Source organism: Nitrospinota bacterium, assembly GCA_016208975.1.
GTDB lineage: Bacteria > Nitrospinota_A > UBA7883 > UBA7883 > JACRLM01 > JACQXA01.
Map to the genome: position 1 here is coordinate 24096 of JACQXA010000001.1, position 22804 is coordinate 46899.

Here is a 22804-nt window from a genome sequence, read left to right on the forward strand (position 1 = left end):
GAATCTCCCCTGTGCTTTCAAACCGGGATACTACCCCAAGGCCAAATTCCTTGACTTAAAATAGCCGCTCCAGCATACTTGAACTTCGTTTAAAACCCATTGGTAAGCATCGGTAAAAGTGGCTCATCTAAATTCCACCCGCCCCAAATCAGGCGATTTGGCCAATCCTGCGGCGTCCCGGTACGCCAGCGCAGTTGCGTTGTACGCGCAGGACCTGGAGAGGGTGGAGCGGGAGATAAACGCCAATTTCCATTCCGATGTGGCGTTAATACCGAAAGTTAGCGCATACCTGGCCGGGGGCGGAGGAAAGCGGATACGCCCTTTGCTGGTTATAGCCTCATCCCGCCTTTGCGGTTACACTGGAGCCATCCGTCAGATCACCCATTCGGTGGTGGCTGAATACATCCATGCGGCCACCCTTTTGCATGACGATGTGGTGGACGAGGCGGAGCTTCGCCGGGGCGCCCAGTCGGCCAATATGAAGTTCGGCAACGAGGCTTCGGTGCTTGTAGGGGATTTTCTTTTCGCCAAATCGTTCCAGCTGATGAGCGACGATGGCGACATCCGCATAATACAGACCGTGGCGGAAGCCACCCGCAACCTGGCGGAAGGTGAGGTGCTCCAGCTTGTGAACACCATGAACCTGGAGATCACTGAAGATATCTATCTGGACACCATATATCGCAAGACCGGCGCCCTCATAGAGGCCTGTTGCAGAATAGGGGCTATTCTCGGTGGCTCTCCCACAGAGCGGGAGGAGGCGCTGGCCGGATACGGACGCGACATAGGCATGGCCTTCCAACTGGTGGACGACGCGTTGGACTACGCCGGGGAAAAATCGGCCTGGGGTAAACCTATCGGGGCCGACCTGGCGGAAGGGAAGGTTACCATGCCGCTTATCCGGGCGATCCAGATGGCCGGTGACGCTGAACGGGAGGACATAGCCAGCCTGATGGAATCAGACGAGGAGTTGGGGCCAAGGCTGGACCGTATCATGATGATACTTAAAAAATACGACACCATCTCCACCACGCTGGAGATGGCAAGAGGCTACGCCGCCTCGGCCCGGGAGCGGCTTATATCCGCTTTTGAGCCCTCAATCCACCTGACATCCCTGCTGGACGTGGCGGATTATATTGTGGAAAGAAAGGTTTGACCCTCTTTTCCCTGGCAACGTGTCCAAACGCCGTTTACCCGAATTTGATTGCATGCTTCCCCCCGGATGGAATATCATTTTAGTTAACTAACGCCGTCCGGTTAGTTACCGCCTGGCGAATATCATCAATACAAACAACAAGGCATTTAACATTGACTGACCTCCAGAATATCACCCAGCCATTGCCTCCTCTCACTATAAGGAGCCATCATCCTGACTCTACCAGGGAGATAGTTCTGCGAACTCCGGTCATCAATGGTGGCATGGGAGTGGGGGTCACCGGCCCCGAATTAGCGGCGGCCATCACTAACGAAGGCGGTGGCGGCGTGATTACGGGTGTGGCTCTAGGATACCCATTCCAAGTTATCTTGAATAAATACGTTGATAAAAAGCCTTTCGAGGCCAACAGCCTGGCCCTGATGGACTGGATAGCCGACACAAAGAAAAAATGCAACAACGGTTTCGTTGGCGTGAACATAATGGTGGCGGTGAACGATTTCAAGGATCTGGCATATAACGCCGCCAAGGCCGGAGTGGACCTTATCGTGGCTGGCGCCGGGCTTCCCATGGCGTTGCCGGACATAGTCTCCAAATTCCCGGACACTATGATAGCCCCCATCATCTCATCGGTTAAAGCGGCCCGTGTAATGGTTCGCCGGTGGCTTTCCCGCCATAGGCCGCCAGACGCTATCGTATATGAATCCATACATCATTCCGGCGGGCATCAGGGTGGCGATCTTTCGGAGATAGCCGCTGGGGCGAATCAGCCGGAGGAAGTTATAGGCGGCGTCCGTCAACTGTTGGACGAAAACGGGTTGCAGGACGTGCCGGTAATCGCCGCTGGAGGCGTGTGGGACAAGGTGGATATCCTTAAGTACCTTTCGTGGGGGGCGCAAGGGGTGCAGATGTCCTCCAGGTTCGTTCTAACCCACGAGGCGGGAGCGGAGTTCGGCGGCATACCGCTGTTCAAAAAGCTTTATATGGACAACAACATCCCCACGATACTGGAACGGAGCCCGGCTGGTCTTCCCGGCAGGGCCATCGCCACGCCGTTTTCCAAACGATACGCTTATGCCAACGTGGACATGGTGAATGAAGAGCACGACTGTCCCTCGGCGTGCCTGGCCAGTTGCGACAAGCAAAAGTCCATCTATTGCATCCTCTATCATCTTACCGAGGCGTTGAGGAACAATTACGAGGAAGGGCTGTTCTTTGCGGGCTCTAACGTGGGGAAACCGGGCATAATAAAGGAAATCCTGTCGGTGAAAGAACTGATGCGGCGTCTTGAGGAGGGTGAGCCTGGCGTAATATCCCCCTCACAGGTGGCCGCCGCGGCCCTGTAACCATGTAAAACCACTCCGGCGCTTGATGAAGCGCCCGGAGCGTTTCTCTTGGAGGTGGCCTGTGGAGAGTCATGCAAAACTTCCCAGGACTATTGGCGAACTCAAGGAGAACGGCTACCAAATCCTCCCCGTTAAAGAAGAATTGGAGAGGAACCTCATCCGCGCCATGGAGGCGGGGGAGGAGCTTTTCCCGGGGGTTCAGGGTTATGAAAACACCGTCCTGCCCCAAATCGTAAACGCCATCCTGTCCCATCACGATATCATCCTGCTGGGGGAAAAGGGGCAGGCCAAAACCCGCATCATGCGTTCTCTCACCCGGTTTCTGGATGAGCGCATCCCCGCCATTTCCGGTTGCGAGATAAACGATAACCCCTATAATCCCATCTGCCGCGCCTGCAAACATAAGGTGGCCGAGCATGGCGATATTGTGGAGCTAAACTGGATACACCGGGACATGCGCTATGGCGAACGGTTGAGCCCAGGCACGAAAATAGCCGACCTTATTGGCGACCTGGATCCTTCCAAGGTGGCCGAAGGGGCGGCCCTTTCTTCCGAAGCGGCCCTGCATTTCGGGCTGATACCCCGGATGAACCGGGGTATATTCGCCATCAATGAACTGCCGGACCTGGAATATCTTATCCAGGTGTCGCTTTTTAACATATTGGAGGAACGGGACATCCAGATACGAGGCTATCCCATCCGGTTTCCGCTGGACGTGCTGTTGGTTTTCAGCGCCAACCCGGAGGACTATTCCCGTCCCGGTAAAATAATCAGCCAGTTGAAGGACCGGATAGGCTCCGAGATCCGCACCCATTACCCCTTGAGCCGCGAAACAGGTGTGGCCATTATGGAGCAGGAGTCCAAGATGGACGTGGGGGAAGGGTACGAACTGGCATGTCCGGGCTTTGTTAAAGAAATAGTGGAGCAGATAACCATCGAGGCGCGAAACTCGCCTTATGTGAACCACCGGTCCGGCGTGTCGGCCCGGCTTTCCATAGCCAATTACGAGATTGTGGTGGCCAACGCCCGGCGGCGGGCCATTACACTGGGCGAAAAGATAATCACGCCAAGAATCTCGGACCTTGGTTATCTATATACATCATCTTCCGGCAAGATAGAGCTGGACCCGTTTCGGGAAGACTCACTATCCCAAGAGGATGCGCTGGGCCGGATAATCGAATCGGCCATATTAAAAGTGTTCAACGAAAAGTTCGACAAGGAATCGCTGGCGGGGATGACCCCTGATTTCGGCGCCAAAAATGGAGCCGTGGAAGTGGGGGACATGACACCCTCCGCCCATTACCGGGAGGTTATATCCAAATTCCCCCAGCTATGGGAGCCCGCCCATACACTGGGAGCTGATCAGAATGACCCCATGCGCGCCTCTTGCGTGGAATTCATTCTGGAAGGGCTTACCCTCAACGGAAAAATCTCCCGAAAGAAGATTGGGGAGATGACCACCTATCGCAACCAGCCCCAGTAACCGCCAAAACTCCAGGAATCCGCTTCGGGCCGTTACGGTTTTGTGGATATTTATCTATTACTAATAGCGCCGTAACATATTGAAAATATAGTAATAGAGCTTCCGGCTACATAAAATTTAGGTAGTGTCTAAGTTTGAAAGTACAGGGGAGATTCTTCACTTACGCTCAGAATGACAATATAAAAGCCGTTGATAACATTGTCATCCTGAGCGAAGCGCAAGCGAAGTGAAGGATCTTTCTATTATTTGAGATTCAAACTGAGACACCACCAAAATTTAACATTGATCCACCTTTCCCCTAAAGATTTTGCCTTAACACTCCGTAAAGTTAGTAAGCCGGCCCGGTAACAGGCTGGTGAAGACGCAAGAGGTTTAAGCTCAAAGGATATGAGCTGGCCGATCCCATCCAGGATGGATAAAGGGACGCCTGCGCAACACGGAGGTTGAAATAAAGTAGCCATGAGTTTGGGACTGCCAAACACAAAGTTCAGCGCCAATCAGCCAATACAGAGGCTGGGGCTGAGTTCACGACAGCACAAGGTCGCCCCTTCCATAGCGGAACAGGCCATTTTCATACCCAAACCCCACGACCGGGTGGAGTTCAAACTGTCCACCGGTGGCGGAGATATTAAGCCCATGCCGGCCCTGGGGGAAAAGAAGCCCGCCGAATCCATACCCTTGCCCGGTTCCGGAAATAGTAAGGACGGCCCAAAGGGGACAAACATAGCCAGGGGTGAACTGGGCGCCAACGGCCTTACCGCCAGGTTCGACACCAGCGCCTGGAAGGGAGCCCCCGGCGGTTATGTGGAAGTCCAGGTGAACATGACACCTGAGAAACAAACAAGTATAAGCAACGACCCCATTCCCACCCAGGAGGAGGGGCGTCAGGTTAACCATAAAGAGATCAATTTCACCCAGCAGTATGACGCATACGGCAGGCCGAGGATAGGTTTCTCCAGGGAACCCTACGATTTTGCGGCCACCAAGTTCGTTTCGGTAACAAGCCAGGTGGCATTTCAGGCCAACATGGCCGAAATGCACCAGGAGTTCAACAAGTATCTGCTGACAAATAAACAGCCCGAAACCGCCAGCGCTCCCGAACCTTCGTTGATGGGAGAAGAGAACGCGCAGGTGTCCTCTGAACCATCAGTTATGGGTCAGGAGAATGCCCAGGTATCTTCCGAACCGGCGTTGATGGGAGAAGAGAATGCCCAGGTATCTTCCGAGCCAACCGTAATGGGCCAGGAAGACACGAAGAAAGGAAGCGGGGAAATTCCTATATTCGGATCCACTTCCGATAACGTCTTCAAGACGCAGGATGGAAAAGATAGCGAAGGCGGCGCCGAGGACAAGGGTGTTTCCGCCGAGGAGTCTTTCGAGAAACAGAAAGTCTCGGTGCAGGACACCTTCATGAACGACGCGGCCGCCGGAATGAAAACCAGCAAAGCTGGCTCGGCTTATTCGGCTTCCTTAAGCCCGGCGACGGAATCCGGAGCGTTTGCGGCCAAAGTATGAGTTAAGAAAACCCGTTGGTCCCCTGCGGCAGACCCTGTTCAATCGCCGGAAGCATGAACATCCTCCCTGCCGCCGGGGAAACAGCGGGTTTTAAACCTGCAACCCGACGCCGAACAGGTTTTCACATCAATCACAGGCCAGTCTTTTTCGGGTGAGCCTTCCATCGCCGCCACCAACTCCGCAAGCCTTAAAACCGAATTTTTGATATTTCCATATCTCGCTGAATTTACGTTCAAGCTCTCCGTTTCAAGCTTCTTCCCACCCAGGTATAGGATGGCGCAATCCAGTTCCTTTAAACCATAAGCGGCCATCAACGCCGCCGAATACATCTCCATCTGGAAGGTATGGATGGAATTATCCCCCCGCTTGCGGGCGAATTTATAGTCCACCAGGCAGGGGCCGGTTTCGTCCACGAAGAAAAGGTCCGCCGTGCCACGGGATATGATGTCAGCCCCATCGTTGGAGAATCTTATAGCCAATGGGGCTTCTCTGGTTATCCAGACATCACGGCGCTTCCGGAGCCTTGATAACGGCTTCGATGAAAAGGCTTCAACAGTGATACCCGACACGGTTTGCCTGAAACTTGCAGGCATGTCGCCGAAACGCCCGTTTACAGCCGACTCTACGGTGTTTTCGAAATCCGTGTCTGCGGGATCCAGCTTTTCGAGCAGATTGTGAAACCTTGTTCCAAGTTCCACCGGGTCCGGCCCGGCGGGTTTTTCCGGCTCTTCCCAGAACGCCGCATCAACTTCCCTGGAGGCGCCGGGAAGCTCCATGGCGTACTGGTAATAATAAAGCCTGGGGCAGTAATTGAGCGTTGCCAGTTCGGTTACTGTAAGGTTGATGAATGGCTTTATTCGCCGCGCCTGTTTTGGCGTCTGCGGAGCGGATGGAGGATCGGGCCGCCAGCCGTTAATGATGTCACTGGCCAACCCGGGCATGGCCTCATATGTGGCTGTACTCTCAAAGCCAGCGGACTCCACACTTTTGAAAGCTGTATTTTCGGCATCTTTCATTTTTTGCAACTCCGCCATTCCAATCCATCCGCCTGTTTTTTTCGAGCCAGTACCGCCGGTTATTATCAGGTGATCCCTTGCCCTGGTGGTGGCAACGTAAAAGAGGCGTTTGCTCTCTTCATCTTCGGCGGTTTTGGCCTGCGCGTCCATTTCGCGGTAAACCGGCCCCTTCACCCAGTCCATTTCCTCTTCAAGGTAATAGCGCATGAAAATGCCGCTTCGGGGATGGATGTTCACCCTGCCGCCGTTTTTTGAGTTAGTGAAATTTAAATCCGCCAGCGCCACCACGGGAAATTCCAGCCCCTTGCTCTGGTGGATGGTCATTATGGCCAGCCGGTTGTTGTCTTTGGAAATTGCTCCGGCGGCGGGCTCTTTTTCGCCACCCCGGTCCGCCAGTTTTTTAAGCGACCGGATGAAATCCGGCATGCCAGCGCCGTTCCGTTCCGCCATCCGCGCCTGCTCTATAAGCTTGGAGAGGTTGCCAACCCTCTGTTCCCCCTGGTACCGGCTCATCATAACCGCCCCGTAACCGGTATCCCCAAGCAAAGTCTCTATCATTTCGGAGATGGTGAGCCGACTCTTGGCCTTCATCCATTTGGCGGCCCGTTCCCGGAAGCGGATGAATTTCCGGGTGTCTTCCTCATCACCCAGTTGTGGAGCCGGGGCAGTGGGGCTTAACACCGTCTCCAGCGGACGCGCCATAGCCGTTTCGTCCCTGCGCAACCGGAAAAGCCCCGCCTCGCTCATTCCCACCAATGGCGACCGTAGAACGTTCATCAAAGAAAGTGAGTCCGCCGTATTATCAAGAAACGAAAGCAGACTAATCATGTCGATGATTTCCTGGGCGGCGTAAAACCCCTTACCCCGCACCACGGAATAGGGCACGCCAGCCAGCCTGAAAGCGTTTTCGTAAGCCTCCAGGTAAGAAAAACGGCGAAGTAGAAGAGCAATGTCCCCATAATGCGCGTTGCGGATTTTTCCCGAGTCCTCCACGGTCATCGTTCCGCCGCCGATCTCTTCTTTGAAGAACGTGGCCAGAGCTTGGGCCTCTTGCGCCCGCGCCTGCCCGGCGTTGGAACTGTCGGGCAGGTTGAGCCATGTGACGCCAGCCCGCTCCGGATTCACGCTTCTGTGGGGGGTCAAGGAGTCCTTTTCCTTGTTGAACGGTATTTTGCCCTCGCCACCTGTCATTATGGCGCTGAAGAGGTTGTTGGTAAAATTGATTAGCGCGGGGGCGCTTCGCCTGCTTTCCACAAGGTGGAATCGCGTTCCACCTTTATTCTCTATCTCGTCCGCCGTCTCCTTGAAGACCATCACGTCGGCTCCCCGGAAACCGTATATGGATTGCTTGATGTCTCCAACGATGAAAAGTTTTCCACTGCCCGGCGGGGCGATGGAGTAAATAATTTCCTTCTGAAGCGCGTTGATGTCCTGAAACTCGTCCACCATAACCCGGTGGAACTGGGCGGCGTATTGGGCGCGTATGGCCGAGCCGGGGGATAAAAGTTTTAACGCCCGCTCTTCGAGGTCTTCATAATCCAGGGCGGACACCTGGGCCTTCATGTCGCCGTATTCCCGCAAGACCTGCGACAGCAACGATGCCACCCGTTCAACATCCCTCGTTATTTCATTTTCCACCACCGGCGACGCTATTGAGCGGAGCAGGCTGACAGCCCGTTTACCCCCGGCGTGGTCCGTGTCCGATTTATCCTTCCTTCCATTGATGGCTTTCTCCAGATCATCCGCCCAATCGAGGGCCTTAACCGCGATGATGAACGAAGGCCCCGATCCACTTAACAGGTCGTTGCCAACAGCCTCTATCTCCAAGGCTGTCTTGAACTCTTTTGAACCCTTTTTGTAACCGAGCAGAACGGGCAATAACTCCGCCATCTCTTTGATGGAAGCTGTCGCGGCGGCGCCGTCTTTCTCGGCCAGCTCCCTGTATCGCCTTACCAATTCTTCTGGAGATTTGTTCGCCACACGCATCAATGGAATCAGGCTTACCACCATTTCCCTCAGCCCTTTTTCAAACTGGCCTTTCCTGGAATACCCAAAACACAGTGCCAGCCGTTCTACATCCTTGTCTCCCGCCCTAAGACTTCCAAAAATGACTTTTTGGGTGGCGGCGCCAAGCATGGCGCCGGCCTGGTTCTCGTCTATCACCTTGAAGTTGGGATCCACTCCGGCCGGGGCCGGATTTTCCTTAAGCAAACGGGCGCAGAACGAATGGATGGTGGATATGTAGGCGCTCTGGAGCGATTGGCGTTGCAAAATGAGATGGGCCGCAAGTCTGGCCTCGTGTTTCCTGTCCGGATCGTTTTGGGCCAGGTTGGCGGCGGAACCTTCCAGCCCGGCGGTTTTGCGAAGCTCCTCAATTCTTACGGTCAGCTTGTCGCGGACGCGCCCTTTCATTTCCGCCGCGGCTTTCTCGGTGAATGTGATAGCGGCCAGCTGATCCAGCCGGGTGAAACCCTTTTTATCCGCCTTCTCCAGTTCGCCTAGATATTTTATGACCAGCGCGTGGGTCTTTCCCGTTCCGGCTCCGGCCATAACGGCCATGTCCGTCTCGCAGGCTTTTATTGCGTCGAAAATGTTTTGGCCGCTGGTCATTCCTCTTCCTGCTCCTCGACAAACGCTTTTGTGAAACGGCACAGGCCGGGGAATTCGCAAAATTCACAATCCCTGGGGCTGACAGGGAAAACGCCGGATTCGATTTTTTCCACAACGCCGGACAATATGGATATGAAAGTTTTCGGGGACTCTTGAGGATTAACGGCACCCGGCTCGTTTAAAAAAACGCCGTCATCCGCCGTGTCCGCCATCACAAAAGAGTCCTTGAGCGCTTTGGCTTTAAGAAGCCTGTATCCGCCTTGCGCTTTGGGCGCTCCAGTCAGGTGTCCCCGTCCCAGCGTGAACCGTTTTGCCAGCATCATATAAACAGGCTGTTGGAACGATGTCGCTCCCATCTCTTCCCGTTTTACCAGCTTCCTGTATTTTGTTTTGTTGGAGCTGTTCTTATAATCAATGACCCTCAACTCATTCTTTTGCCGGTTGATGTCTATCCGGTCTATGATTCCGCATAACAGCCTCTCGCCCAGTTTGGATATTTGGAACGCCAAAGGTGGATATAGCTTTTTCCGCTTGTCCCTGCTCTTTATATCAAACGGCGCTTCCACCGCCACGGGATAAAATCCACTGGCCTTCTGCTCCTCCGCCTCTATGCGGAATATATGTCGAAGTAAGTGGATGGTCCTTCTAATTTCTATACGCCACACCGCGGGGTCGCCGGTGTTGTCCTCCTCCTCAAACCGGCGGAAAACTTCTTCCGCCGATTCCAACAGGTTGTTCAGTTCATCTTCAGAGCCTGTCAGGGGTGTTGGCCCAAATGCTATGCGTTTTGAATAGAAATTTTCAAGAATGAGGTGCATAAGGTTCCCGGCGCTTTTCGCGTCCAGCTCCTCGGCTGGCTCCTCCACCGGTTCCAGCCCCAGCGCCCGTGAGGCGAAGAACCTGAAAGGGCACTGGCCGTATTTTTCCAAGTCCGTTGGTGTGTATCTTCTTTCCCTGCCGCGCTCCATAAATTGGGCGAAAATATCTTCGCAACCAACCAGAAGCCCATTGAACGGGGTTATCTGCTCCACGCCCTTCGATTGCCCGGAGCTTGCGAAATAACGGTCCCGCTCCCACTCGATGGAGGAAATCCCCAGCAACGTTACCAGCTTGCTCCACCGGTTATCGTCCATGGCGAAGCTTGAAAGTATGCCTGCAAGCTTTTCATGATCAGCATCAGGATTAAACAGGCGATGGATAAGCCGGGCTGTGGTCTCTTCCTCGTCAGGAGGGGTTTCATCATACGCATCATCCATCGCCCTGGCGGCGGCGTGGAAAATATGTTTCTCCCGATCCTCCGGAGATAACGCGGGGTATAGGGCCTCCAGCGAGTCTTCAATGAATTGTGATTTTAGCAACGGCTCGCCATTTAGCTCGAATTCGCTGAATGAAAGGCACAGCCGTTTTCCGGCGCAACGGGCCGTCTGGAAAAACAGGAGCGACTGTTCCTGCCACTTTTCCGCCCACCGGTCGAACACCCGTCGGCCTTTCACAATGGCAGGGTCATGTTTTTTGATAACCTCGGCGTGAATGGCGTTGAACCGCATCCGTTCATCTTCGTTGAGTAGCGAGGACACTTGCGGAAATGCAGGGAACTCCCCTTCCGTAAGACCAAGCGCGAACACCACCTGGTAGCGGCTTCCCACAATATCGTGCGGGTTCAGCGTAGCCACCCGGTTCTGGTTTGCCGCGCCCGGTTCGGGAACATAACGGCTTTCCACCTGCTCCGTGAAAAGGTTCCGCAGGGCCAAAAACCCCAGCGGCGCGTTTTGCGCGTTCAGCGATTCCACCGCCAGCCTGGCTTCCCGCAATATTTCCAGCAACTGGGCGTGGGCGTTGTAGTCCCGGAACCGGACCCGCTCGGCCATTGGCATGCCATCTGGAGGCTCCGGGTTTATCTTGAGGAAATGCAGTATCTCCGCCAGCGTGTCCAGAAACGGGGCCGCGCGGCTCTGGCTTTGTAAATCGTCCAGCCTGTGGAGCAGGGATTCGATGGCGTATCGGGCCCTCTCCGCCGGTTCCCGCTCTGCTTCTTTAAACTTGGCGATTCCCTTTTTCAGCTTGGATATCCAATGCCGGGTGGAGCCATCAATGATTTTTGATGAAAGCGCCAGACTTTTGGCCACGGAAGGCTCTATGTCCGAGAATGTCTGGAAATAGGGGGATAGGACAATATCCAGAACTGCGTCACGTTCATAACCGCTTTCGATGGACTTGAAAATGGACATCACGGATATTACCAGCGGGTTGGTGGCCAACCTTATACCCCGCCTGAAATGAAACGGTATGGCGTATCTGCCGAAAACATCTTCTATAAGCGGCGCGTAAGCGTTCACATCCCGGGTGACAAGGCAGTAATCGCTATAGTCATGCCCATCCTCGGCCATTAACTTTAGAATGGCCAGCCCTGCCTCCTCCACCTCGCGGTAGCGGCCGGGGCATTTGATTATGGTTACGGGGCAGTTAGCGGTTTCCGTGTTTTGTTCCGGCGATGGCGGGGCCAGATCGAAAAGTTTTTTGGAAAACGAGGCCAGCGGCCCCTCGCATGGCTCTTCCCACTCGATTTCCAGAAGACCCTCGGCGTCTCCCAGGTTTTCGTACTTCTCCATGTTGGTGACGATGTATCCGAAAGCTTTCCTACGGTCATCGGGCGTGGGGGCCACAATTTTCACCGGAATGGTTTTGGCGATCCGGCGGAACAGCTCGAACCGGTATGGAGTGAACTGGTAAATATCCCTCAATGTGATGGAGCCGTAGCGCGAAAGGGTGGGCCGTCCATACGCCTCGCCGTTGGCTACCGCTTCCACCAAGGCTTTGCGGGCCATGCCGGTGTCCGCGAACCCCAGCTTGCCAAGTTCAGCGCGATATAGTTGATAAATCCCCGCCAACTCATCTTCCTTGCCGTCCGCATAACCTTTAATGGCGTTCAGGTCGTCTGGTTGAATCAGGCCAGCGCCCAGCTCGTCGAAAAAAGAGAGGATTGTGTCGTAAAAACCTTTGAACCTTAAAGAGCCTTCGAACGCGCCACCTTTACGCTTGGTGTAGAAGCCCGATACGACGCGCATGATGAGGATGGAGCGGGCCACAGGTGGAATTATGTTCAGCGGGATTAGAATCTCTTCCTGAAGTTTCTTCTCGAACTCGCCTATGGTCATAAGGCCGCCGCCGGCCAGCGCTGAATTTCCGGGGGCGCTCAACCGCTCCCTCAGGGCGGAGGCCAGCCGGTGAGCCGTGGGGTAAATTATCAAACCTGGTTTTTCAGACATACAGAGGATTATAAGGCCCCCGGTTTTTATATCAAACCATCAACCACACAACCGATTGCGGGTTATAATTTCCGGATGGGGGTAAAATCGGTTTGCGTGTTCTGCGGCTCCAGCACGGCGGCGCCGGAATGGGCCATGGATCTGGCGGAGCGGGTGGGGCGCGGCCTGGCGGAAAAAGGGGTCCATCTGGTTTACGGCGGGGCCAGCATAGGCATGATGGGGGCCATGGCCAACGCGGCGCTGGCGAACGGAGGGCGCGTGACCGGCGTTATTCCAAAAAACCTGATGCTGGACGAAGTGGTCCACGAGAGCCTTACCCATCTTGTAGTGACGGAAGACATGCATAGCCGGAAAAAAGCCATGTTCGGGATTTCCGACGCTCTGGTGTGCCTGCCCGGCGGGCTTGGCACACTGGAGGAGACGCTGGAGATGATGACCTGGAAATATCTCGGCATCCACATCAAGCCGGTGATAATAGTGAACCATAAGGGTTTTTATGACCATCTGTTAAAACAGTTCGAGCGGTGCGGGCAGGACGGGCTTTTGCGGCCGGGGCTGGAGAAATTGTGGAAGACCTGCCAGGACGAAGAAGCGCTTTTCGCGCTCATGGGGTTATAAGCTGGCGCGTTTTGAAGTTAGCTTATTCCAGTCTGCGCGAGTAAGGTTTATTATGATTAGACGGTAATGGTGGAGAAGCTGATGAAATACTACGCTTTTGAGATAGTCATCGAAAAAGAGGATGAAGATGAAGGCTATTCCGCGTATAGCCCCACATTACCGGGGTGTTTTAGCGACGGAAAGACGATTGAAGAAGCGAAACGCGATATCCGGCAGGCAATTGAACAACATATAGCTTCTTTACTGGCGAATGCCCAGGCAATCCCACAAAACGAGCGTCTGGTACATGTGGAAGAGTTAACGGTAGGCGTTCCTGAATGACACGATTGCCTCAAGTGTCGGCGCGGGAACTTGTACGTTTTCTTAGATCACGAGGTTTCGTTGAGGATCGGCAATCGGGAAGCCATCGTTACCATCTGGAGCCAGGAGCGCAAGATGTCTGTTACCGTGCCGATGCATACAGGTTGCGACATCGGCAGAGGGCTTGCCTTGCGGATATTAAAGGAAGCGGGATTTTCTGTGGATGATTTTATAGAATTGCGCTGAGCCACAACTTTTTTATGTCTTGACAGGAAAAGTTCAAAGGTTTATTTCAAAATGGTGTTCACTTAAGAATCTGTATTGCCGCTTCACCTCTTCTAAGTTTGAGGTTTTGGACCAGGAGTTACTGGACGTAATGAGGAGTGGTTATGGGCGCTAGAGCAGACGAGTTTGTGTTCCTGGGCCTTGATATAGGCTCTGTGGCCGTTAAAGGCGCGGCGGTTGACCCAAACAACTGCATCGTGGCCAGTTTTTATCAAAGGTCCCACGGCCAGCCTGTTAAAACATCCATTACTGTGCTTTCAAGCCTGCTAGAGGCTTTAGAAGGCCGTTCTGTCGGCGGATTGGGCGTTACCGGAACCGCAGGGGAGCTTATCGCCTCCCTTGCTGGCGGATTGTTCACGAACGAGGTAATAGCCCAGGCTAAAACCGTTACCACCCTTTATCCCCACATACGCACCCTGGTGGAAATGGGTGGTGAGGATTCTAAACTCCTTATATTCAAGGAAGGGGACAACGGCGCGGGGTTGGAGGATTTTTCAATGAACAACCTCTGCGCCGCCGGCACCGGCAGTTTTCTGGACCAGCAGGCCAGCAGGATGGGGTACAGCATCGCCGAGGAGTTCGGCATGCTGGCGCTTAAATCGAAACACCCGCCCCGGATAGCCGGGCGCTGTTCCGTGTTCGCCAAGTCGGACATGATACATCTCCAGCAGATAGGCACGCCCGATTACGACATAATCGCCGGGTTGTGCTACGCCGTGGCCCGTTCGTTTAAGAGCAACGTGGGCCGGGGGAAGGATTTCAAGAAACCCGTGGCGTTTTTCGGCGGCGTGGCGGCCAACGCCGGGGTTGTAAAAGCCCTGTCGGAGGAGATCGGCGTGGAGATGGACGAAATCTTCATCCCGGAGGAGCACGCCGTAACCGGAGCTATCGGCGCGGCGCTCACGGTGATGGAATCGGCGGAGAAACCCGGGTTCACTGGGGTTTCGGGCTTATCCAGCTATCAAGCCACGAGGGACGCGGCCAAAGGGTTCATGAAACCGTTGACCGGCGAGAAGAACGATGAAAGCTACAACACCGCCGTGCGCAAACTTGCGGGGCAAGAGCGCGCCGGTTGTTTCATCGGCATAGACATAGGGTCGCTTTCCACAAACGTGGTGGCGATTGACGAGGACATGAACGTCCTCGCCCGCAGATACATCCGCACCCAGTCGCGCCCCATTCAGGCGGTCACCCGGGGGCTTCTGGAGATAGGGGAGGAGATTGGCGAAAAGGTAAAGGTGCTGGGGGTTGGGACAACCGGGTCTGGCCGGTACATGATAGGCGATTTCGCCGGGGCGGACGTGGTGCGGAACGAGATCACCGCCCAGGCCACCGCTTCGATACATTTCTGCCCGGATGTGGACACCCTGTTCGAGATTGGCGGGCAGGACAGCAAATACGTGGCCATGGAAAACGGCGCCGTGGTGGATTTCGAGATGAACAAGGTTTGCGCCGCTGGCACCGGCTCCTTCATAGAAGAGCAGGCCGAGAAGCTGGGGTTGAACATAGAAAAAGAGTTCGCTTCCACCGCTTTTGGCGCCCAGACCCCCGGCAAGTTCGGTGACCGGTGCACGGTGTTCATAGAGTCCGACCTGGTGAGCAACCAGCAGAAGGGGATGAACAAAGAGGACCTGGCGGCGGGGCTGGCCTATTCCATAGTCTCAAATTACCTCAACCGGGTGGTTGGGGACAGGCGCATTGGAGAGCACATTCTCTTCCAGGGTGGCGTGGCCTGGAACAAGGCTGTGGTGGCGGCGTTCGAGAGCGTAACCGGCAAAAAGATAACCGTGCCGCCCCATCATGACGTTACCGGGGCCATAGGCGTGGCGATAATGGCCAGGAAATGGCGGGATAAAAATGGCTCCAACATCCCGTCCCGGTTCCTCGGGTTCGACCTGCGCGACAGAAAATACAAAGTATCCACCTTCGAGTGCAAGGCGTGCGACAACGTTTGCGACGTGAGCCGCGTGAGGTTTGAGGGGGAACAGGCCCATTATTACGGCACGCGTTGCGAGTTGTTCGAGGGGGACAAGAAGAAAAAGAAAGAAAACACCCTGCCCGACCTTTTCTCCGAGCGGGACCAGATGCTGTTCGGCGATTATTTGACACAGAAGAAGGCGGAGCGCAAAGGGACGGCCACCATAGGCATACCCAGGAGCCTCTATTTTTACGAGCATTTCCCATTCTGGCGGGCGTTTTGGGAGAACCTTGGGTTCGACCTGGTCCTTTCGGGCCGTACCAACCAGAACGTGATAGCCGACGCCATAGAGCATGTGAAGGCTGAAACCTGTTTCCCCGTAAAAGTCGTGCATGGCCACGTGGTGGACCTGGTGAACAAAGGGGTGGATTATGTCTTCCTTCCCTCCACCATCACGGTGAACACGGAAAATTCAAAGTTCTCCAACAGCCACACATGCCCCATGGTCCAGGCCATGCCCTACATCATCAAATCCGCCATGGACCTGAAAAAGGGAAAGGTGGAGTTGTTGGAGCCAGCGGTGCATTTCCAGCGGGGGCTCGATTTCGTAGCCAAAGAGCTTTCGGATACGTTAGGGGCGAAATTCAATTTGCCGTACAGAAAAATCCGTCAAGCGGTGGAGCAGGGGCAAAAGGCGCAAAAGGGGTTTTACGACGCCATTAAACAGCGGGGCAGGGAGGTTATAGAGTCCGTCAAAGCCAGCGGGGGCAAACCAGTGGTGATAATCAGCCGCCCCTACAACGGTTGCGACTCGGGCATAAACATGGACCTGCCGCGCAAACTGAGGGAAATGGGCAAAGTCGCCATACCCATAGATTTTCTGGATATAACCGAAAAAAATGTGGCCGCCACCAATCCGGACATGTATTGGCGCTCAGGCCAGCGGATGATGGCCGCGGCGGACCTTATAAGGCGCGACCCGGCCATGGACGCCATATTTATAACCAATTTCAAATGCGGGCCGGACTCTTTCATCCAGTACCATGTGAAAGAAAAACTGGGGGGCAAACCGTGCCTGACGCTGGAGATAGACGAACATTCGGCGGACGCCGGGGCCATAACCAGGTGCGAAGCGTTTTTCGACAGCCTGGAAAACGTGGACACGGTGAAATTCTCGCTAACCAATACCCATCACCAGCAGGGCGCCACGCTGGCTTGTGGGGCTCCGTCCGGAAACGGCGACGGGAACGCCAATGTTGAAAGCAACGGAAGGCGTAACGGCAATAACGGGCATCAGCGCACATTGTATCTGCCATACATGTGCGACCATGGATACGCGCTGGCGGCGGCGTTGAGGGGTTCCGGGCTTTCAGCGGAAATGTTGCCGGTGTCCGACCAGGACTCCCTGGACATAGGGCTTAAATACGCCTCCGGCAAGGAGTGCATCCCCTTCACCATCACCACGGGCGACATCATAAAGAAAGCCACCGAACCCGGTTTTAATCCGGAAAAGTCCGCTTTTTTCATGCCCACCACCCAGGGGCCGTGCAGGTTTGGGCAGTACCAGTCGGTCCAGAAAATGTTCCTTACGGAACTGGGCATGCCGCAGGTTCCCCTGCTGTCGCCGGATTCGGACAACGGTTATGGCGAAATGGGGGGGCTTGGAACCAAATTCCGGCGGGACACCTGGCGCGGCGTGGTGGCGGTGGACATCCTCCAGAAGCTTTTGCATGAAACCCGCCCTTATGAACAGAGAAAAGGGGAGACTGACGGGGTTTACCAGCAGTGCCTTGACGGCGTTGTGGACGCGCTGGAGAAAGACAGCGCCAGGCTGTTCGACTACATGTGGGAAATCCGTGACCGGTTCAAGAGTATTCCCAGGATCCAGGTTAGAAAGCCTATAATAGGAATTGTCGGGGAGATATACCTTCGCAGTCACAATTTCGGAAACCGGGACATTATCCGCCGCATCGAAGAGCTTGGCGGGGAAGTGTGGCTGGCCCCAATCGGCGAATGGGTTTTGTACTGCACCAACAGGTACGTGGAGAACTCGAAAAAGGACAAAAAATATCTTGACCTGTTTAAGGGATATATGCAGGATAGAGTCCAGAAGAAAGACGAACACCGGTTGTACGAACCTTTCCACGGCTCCCTGGTAAACGGGGAAGACGCGGCTACCGCGGAAATCCTTAGAAACGCTTCTCCGTATATGGACGCCACTTTCGAGGGGGAGGCTATTCTAAGCATCGGCAAGGCTGTGGAATACGCCGAAAAAGGTTTGTCCGGCGTGGTGAACGTGATGCCGTTTTCGTGCATGCCGGGCACTATTGTCGCGGCGCTATCCAAAAAAGTCCGGGACGACTGGAACAACATTCCCTGGCTGAATCTGGATTATGACGGCATAGAGGAGACGGGGGCTCAAACCCGTCTTGAAGCTTTCATGTACCAGGCGGGGCGTTACCGCTCCAGACTGGTGGAGAGTTTGGTGTAATCTATTTATTTGGAGATCTGGAAAAATGGCTTTAATGATTAATGATGAATGCGTCAACTGCGGCGTTTGCGAGCCGGAGTGCCCCAACGAGGCCATCAGCGAAGGGGAAGACACATATGTGATCGATGCGTCCAAATGCACCGAGTGCGTGGGCGCCTACGAAGATCCACAGTGTGTGGACGTTTGCCCGGTGGACTGCATCGTGGCCGATCCCGACCATCAGGAGTCGCCCGAAGAGCTGAAAGCCAAATACGAAGGGCTTCACAAGAAATAACCTGTTTCGTACGGCGGACGATCAAATAAACGGCTCTCTCCGGTGAATGGGGAGGGCCGTTTGCCATTTCCGGAAATTTCCGGAGCGGCCAGACGAAGTATGTATCAAGTATCAGCCCGGGGTTCCGATAAGGTTAGGTGAGGATTGAAGGACTCTCAACATGACGCTGGATATTTTGGAGCCGGTGTTCCGGCTGATACTGCTGGCCGAATTCGCCTTTATGGCGGTAGCGGGCATCGCCGCGGCAATCCACTGCCTTACGCTGGATTCGGAGATCAGGTCCATATCCTCAATCCAGCGGCAGATGCTGGAAGGCATCCGGGAAGGGCTGGAAGCCAAAAAAGCGGAACGGGAATCCAAAATAGCCGCCCGTCTCGCCGCCATGAGGGAAGGTATTTAAAGCTTCCGCCTATTAAAGCCAAGTCTAGCCTGATTCAAGGCCTGTCCATTTTTATTCATAATCCAATGCGTTAATATATGAAGCTAAACATACTGATAATAAATATGTTAACCATGGCGCTTCTGGCCAATCCCTCCTTCGCGCGAAGTGTTAAGTTTCCGCAATCTCCAGGCCTGGTTCAAGTAACTGTTGAAGTGGCGGATACCCCATCTAAAACCCAGATGGGCCTTATGTTCCGGGGAGCATTACCGGAAGGGACCGGGATGTGGTTTATATTCCCCCAGGATGAGGCGCTTTATTTCTGGATGAAAAACATGGCCATCCCGCTGGACATCATTTTCATTGACAAAGAGTTCATCATACGCAAGATATGGAGTGGTGTTCCGCCATGCCGGGGTGAGCCTTGCCCCAGGTATGGTTCGGGAACAGCAGTGCGGTACGCGCTGGAGGTTCCGGCGGGGTATTGCCTAAGACATGGGATAATGGAAAAAACCAGGGTGGAATATAAAAAGTGAAGTTTTTCAGAATGTTCACGGTTTTAGCGGCGCTGGCCGCCACGTTCACAGCTATTGGATGCGCCACCGCCCCCCTTGGGATAGACGAACCCTACAGGATTACCGCCGAGAAGGTGGGGAACATCAAGGAAGGCGTCACCACCCGGGAAGACCTGAAAACCATGTTCGGCGAACCGGACATGAAGGTTTCCGCCCCCGAAGGGGCCGCCTATTTCTATAAGGACATCAATTTGAGCTCCCTCTGGGTGGAGTTTACGGACGATTGGACCGTATCCGACTACAAATGGTCCGAATGACGGGCCAACCTATTCCCTTACCCATTAAACGCTTAGGTGGCCGGGTTTGAACCGGGCCGATTATCTATGGACACCAGCATTGACAAATCCCTCCGCCAGTTTTATATCTTCTGTACTAATTTGATATTTATTGGATTAAATTGATAAGCGTAGATAATCTCACCAAGAAGTATGGGCCGGTCACTGCGGTGGACGGCATTTCCTTCTTTATGGAACAAGGGGAGATATGCGGCTTCCTGGGCCCGAACGGCGCCGGGAAAACCACCACCATGCGCATCCTTACCGGGTTTATGCCCCCCACGGATGGCAGGGTAACCGTGGCCGGATTCGATGTGGTGAACGACGTGATGGAGGTCAAGAAGCGTATCGGCTACCTGCCGGAGTCCACACCGCTATACACCGAGATGCGGGTTGAGGAATATCTGTATTTCGTTGCGGACGTGAAGGGCCTTTCCGGGCAACAGAAAAAATCCAAGGTGGGCGAGGTTATGGAGTCCACCGGCATATCTGGCCGGAGCCGGTCGCTGATAAGAAGCCTGTCGAAAGGGTACCGGCAACGGGTGGGTTTGGCCCAGGCATTGTTGAACGACCCGGAGGCGCTGATTCTGGACGAACCCACCATAGGGCTTGACCCACAGCAGATCGCCGAAATCCGGTCGCTGATAAAAGACCTTAGCGGGAAGCGCACGGTGATACTCTCCAGCCATATCCTGCCGGAAGTGCAGATGATCTGCTCCCGGGTGCTGATAATAAACAACGGCAAACTTATCGCGGCGGATACCCCGGAGAACCTGTCCCGCCAGTTCGCCGGAGGCGGCAGGATAATTGTGAAGATAGAGGCTCCCATGGTTTCCGCGCTGGAGGCGCTGGGTTCCCTGCCCGGGGTTGATACCGCTTACATGGCGCAGACTACCGTGGCCGACGGGGTGGAGACTGGCACATTCCACCTTATACCCGGCCAGGGAAAAAACCCCCGCAAAGAGCTTATGAAAATGGCGGTGGACCGGGATTGGGAGGTTATGGAACTGTCATCCACAGAGTCACTTTCGCTGGAGGAGGTTTACTTGAAACTTGTCACCCGGGAGCCCCAGACAGCGGCCGAACCTGTGGAAAACCCCGCTGGCGAGATTGAGGAGCTTTAGATGGGTGGCATGACGGCGGTGATGAAACGGGAGTTGCAGTCATACTTCTACTCCCCGGTGGCTTACGCGGTTATGGTGATGTTTTTAATCATCGCCGGATATTTTTTCTACACCGGCATGGTGTATTACGGCGTGGCCAGTTTTGAAATAAGCAGGATGGCCCAGTTCGGGGGCGGCATGGAGCAGGAACTGAACGTGGAAGAGTATATCCTGCGCCCGTTATTCGGCAACATGTCGGTGGTCCTGCTGATGATGGCCCCTCTTTTTACCATGCGGCTATTCTCCGAGGAAAAGAAAGGCGGCTCCATAGAGCTACTTTTCACGTGGCCCATTAAAGACCTGGCGCTGGTCATGGGCAAATACCTGGCGGCCCTGGCCATGGTGTCCATAATGGTGGCGCCAACCTTCATTTACATAGGGCTGTTAGCCTATCATTCCGGCTTTTCCTGGGGTTGCGTGGTCACGGGTTATCTTGGGTTGATACTGCTGGGCGGGGCGTTCATATCGCTGGGCATTTTCATATCCACCCTTACGGAGAACCAGATAATCTCAGCGGCCATCACCTTTGGCGCCCTGCTCCTCTTCTGGATAATCAGCTGGGCCGCCGGGAGCGACACCGGGACCATAGCCGAAATACTGAAAGGCTTCTCCATACTGGAACGGGTGGACAATTTCGCAAAAGGGGTGCTGGACACGCGGGATATCGTCTATTACGCCACATTCAATTTCTTTTTCCTGTTCCTCACTATCCGGTCGCTGGAATCGAAGAACTGGAGAGGTTGATTTAAAGGCAGTGGGCGCGGGCAAATGAACAAGCGGTTAAAATACGGTTCCGGGTCGGCAATCTTCGTCATGCTCACCCTGGCGGTGATTATTGTCATCAACGCGCTGGCCGCCTCCCATCATAAACGGTGGGACTTTACGGAGACGGGCAGTTTTTCCCTATCGCCGCAGACCCTAAAAACCCTTCAGGGGCTGGAGGGGGATGTGACGGTCTATTCCTTCGTAAAACCCGACGCGGCGAAACTAGCCCAGGACATTCTGGAGCAGTACGCTTACGAATCCAAAAAGATCCATTACGAGATAATAGATCCGGACAAAAAACCGGCGCTGGCGAAAAAATACGATGTCCGGGAATATAACACGCATGTAGTGGAGACCTCCCAAGGCAGGAAGGAAGTTGTTAAGCGCCTTACGGAAGAGAGCCTGACCAACGCCATACTGAAAGCCACCTCGCCGGGGGTCAAAAAAGTATATCTGCTGGAAGGCCATGGCGAACGCGGGCCCGACGATAACAGCCCAAAAGGATGGTTTGCCGCCCGGCAGGCGCTGGAGTCGGCGGGTTACGCCGTAGAGACGCTGAATTTCCTGAAGACGCCGGAAATACCTGCGGACGCCGACCTTGTGATAATCCCCGGCCCCACGAAAGACATCCAGCCAACAGAAGCGGACAAGCTTCGAAAAAGGCTCGATTCGGGCAGGGCTCTTATAGCCGCGTTAGACCCAGGAAAAACCCCGAACCTGCAAAACCTGCTCAAAGAGTATGGATTTGAAACTGTGGATGACATAGTGCTGGACCCGGTGAGCCAGCAACTGGGATTTGACGCGCTGGTGGCGGCGGTGGCCGAATATGGCCCTCACCCGGCGGTGAAAGGTTTCAACGCGGCCACGTTTTTCCCCATGGCCAGGTCGCTGGAGATAGGGCCGGGGAAGGGGAAAATTGCCCCCGTGGTGGTGGGGCAAAGCTCCCAGCATGGATGGAGTGAAACGGATATGGGCTCCATCGAAAAGGGAACGCCCGAGTTTGATGAGAAAAAGGACCTGCCCGGCCCCCGGGTGATAGTGGCCGCCGCCGAATGGGAGGCGGGCCAGGCTAAAGAGGAGAGGAAGATAGGCGAGAAGGCGGAGAAGACCAGGCTGGTGGTGGCCGGTGACGCCGATTTCGCCTCCAACTCCGCCATTGGCATTTCCGGCAACCGGGATATTTTCCTCAATCTAGTGAGTTGGTCGCTGGAACAGGAAAACCGGATATCCATCCGCCCGAAAGCGAAGGGGTTCAACCCCATCCTGTTCACTCAAACGCAACTGGCGGCCATTTTCTGGGTGTCGGTGGCGCTGTTGCCGATGATGGTGATAGTGGCCGGCGTTTACGTATGGAAGAAACGCCGCGTTTAAG

General features: G+C 54.6%; 17 protein-coding genes. 15 read left to right on the forward strand and 2 right to left on the reverse strand.

What is annotated here, in order from left to right:
• Positions 1-118: 118 nt before the first annotated feature.
• The 4 genes from HY751_00115 to HY751_00130 all read left to right on the forward strand — a co-directional run bounded on the left by HY751_00115 (position 119) and on the right by HY751_00130 (position 5497).
• Entirely contained in the window at positions 119-1156 is a 1038-nt protein-coding gene (locus tag HY751_00115; protein ID MBI4664790.1) for a polyprenyl synthetase family protein, read from the forward strand.
• Between the two features lie 152 nt (positions 1157-1308).
• Entirely contained in the window at positions 1309-2499 is a 1191-nt protein-coding gene (locus HY751_00120) for a nitronate monooxygenase (protein ID MBI4664791.1), read from the forward strand.
• A 25-nt stretch (positions 2500-2524) separates the two neighbouring features.
• On the forward strand, positions 2525-3982 hold the full coding sequence (locus HY751_00125) for a magnesium chelatase (GenBank protein ID MBI4664792.1): 1458 nt from the start codon (positions 2525-2527) through the stop codon (positions 3980-3982).
• Positions 3983-4441: 459 nt separating this feature from the next.
• On the forward strand, positions 4442-5497 hold the full coding sequence (locus HY751_00130) for a hypothetical protein (GenBank protein MBI4664793.1): 1056 nt from the start codon (positions 4442-4444) through the stop codon (positions 5495-5497).
• A gap of 38 nt (positions 5498-5535) precedes the next feature.
• On the opposite strand, the gene HY751_00135 is transcribed toward HY751_00130, so the two are convergent.
• Positions 5536-9123 carry a UvrD-helicase domain-containing protein gene (locus HY751_00135; protein MBI4664794.1) on the reverse strand — a complete coding sequence of 1196 codons (3588 nt, stop codon included), beginning with the start codon at positions 9121-9123 and terminating at the stop codon, positions 5536-5538.
• Positions 9120-12389, reverse strand: coding sequence for an exodeoxyribonuclease V subunit gamma (locus tag HY751_00140; protein MBI4664795.1), 3270 nt, complete (start codon positions 12387-12389; stop codon positions 9120-9122). The genes HY751_00135 and HY751_00140 overlap by 4 nt, the downstream gene beginning before the upstream one ends.
• Positions 12390-12464: 75 nt before the next feature.
• Here HY751_00140 and HY751_00145 point away from each other — a divergent pair, with 75 nt between their 5' ends.
• From HY751_00145 to HY751_00195, 11 genes are all read left to right on the forward strand, one after another.
• Positions 12465-13007, forward strand: a complete 543-nt coding sequence (locus tag HY751_00145) for a TIGR00730 family Rossman fold protein (protein ID MBI4664796.1) — start codon at positions 12465-12467, stop codon at positions 13005-13007.
• Positions 13008-13088: 81 nt separating this feature from the next.
• The gene (locus HY751_00150; protein ID MBI4664797.1) at positions 13089-13328 is read left to right on the forward strand and encodes a type II toxin-antitoxin system HicB family antitoxin; all 240 of its coding nucleotides are present in this window, start codon (positions 13089-13091) and stop codon (positions 13326-13328) included.
• Positions 13329-13358: 30 nt separating this feature from the next.
• A complete protein-coding gene (locus tag HY751_00155) occupies positions 13359-13553 on the forward strand; it encodes a type II toxin-antitoxin system HicA family toxin (GenBank protein MBI4664798.1) in 195 nt (64 codons plus the stop codon).
• 143 nt (positions 13554-13696) lie between these two features.
• Positions 13697-18001 (forward strand): CoA activase, encoded by a 4305-nt coding sequence (locus HY751_00160; protein MBI4664799.1) that lies wholly within the window; start codon positions 13697-13699, stop codon positions 17999-18001.
• Positions 18002-18026: 25 nt separating this feature from the next.
• Positions 18027-18275, forward strand: coding sequence for a YfhL family 4Fe-4S dicluster ferredoxin (locus HY751_00165; GenBank protein ID MBI4664800.1), 249 nt, complete (start codon positions 18027-18029; stop codon positions 18273-18275).
• Positions 18276-18435: 160 nt separating this feature from the next.
• The gene (locus tag HY751_00170; GenBank protein ID MBI4664801.1) at positions 18436-18675 is read left to right on the forward strand and encodes a hypothetical protein; all 240 of its coding nucleotides are present in this window, start codon (positions 18436-18438) and stop codon (positions 18673-18675) included.
• A gap of 77 nt (positions 18676-18752) precedes the next feature.
• Entirely contained in the window at positions 18753-19190 is a 438-nt protein-coding gene (locus HY751_00175) for a DUF192 domain-containing protein (GenBank protein ID MBI4664802.1), read from the forward strand.
• On the forward strand, positions 19187-19486 hold the full coding sequence (locus tag HY751_00180; GenBank protein ID MBI4664803.1) for a hypothetical protein: 300 nt from the start codon (positions 19187-19189) through the stop codon (positions 19484-19486). Before HY751_00175 ends, HY751_00180 begins: the two co-directional genes overlap by 4 nt.
• Positions 19487-19626: 140 nt before the next feature.
• Positions 19627-20628 (forward strand): ATP-binding cassette domain-containing protein, encoded by a 1002-nt coding sequence (locus tag HY751_00185; GenBank protein MBI4664804.1) that lies wholly within the window; start codon positions 19627-19629, stop codon positions 20626-20628.
• Complete coding sequence (locus HY751_00190) at positions 20629-21411, forward strand: ABC transporter permease subunit (GenBank protein ID MBI4664805.1); 783 nt, start codon at positions 20629-20631, stop codon at positions 21409-21411.
• Between the two features lie 24 nt (positions 21412-21435).
• Complete coding sequence (locus tag HY751_00195) at positions 21436-22803, forward strand: GldG family protein (GenBank protein MBI4664806.1); 1368 nt, start codon at positions 21436-21438, stop codon at positions 22801-22803.
• Position 22804 lies beyond the last annotated feature (1 nt).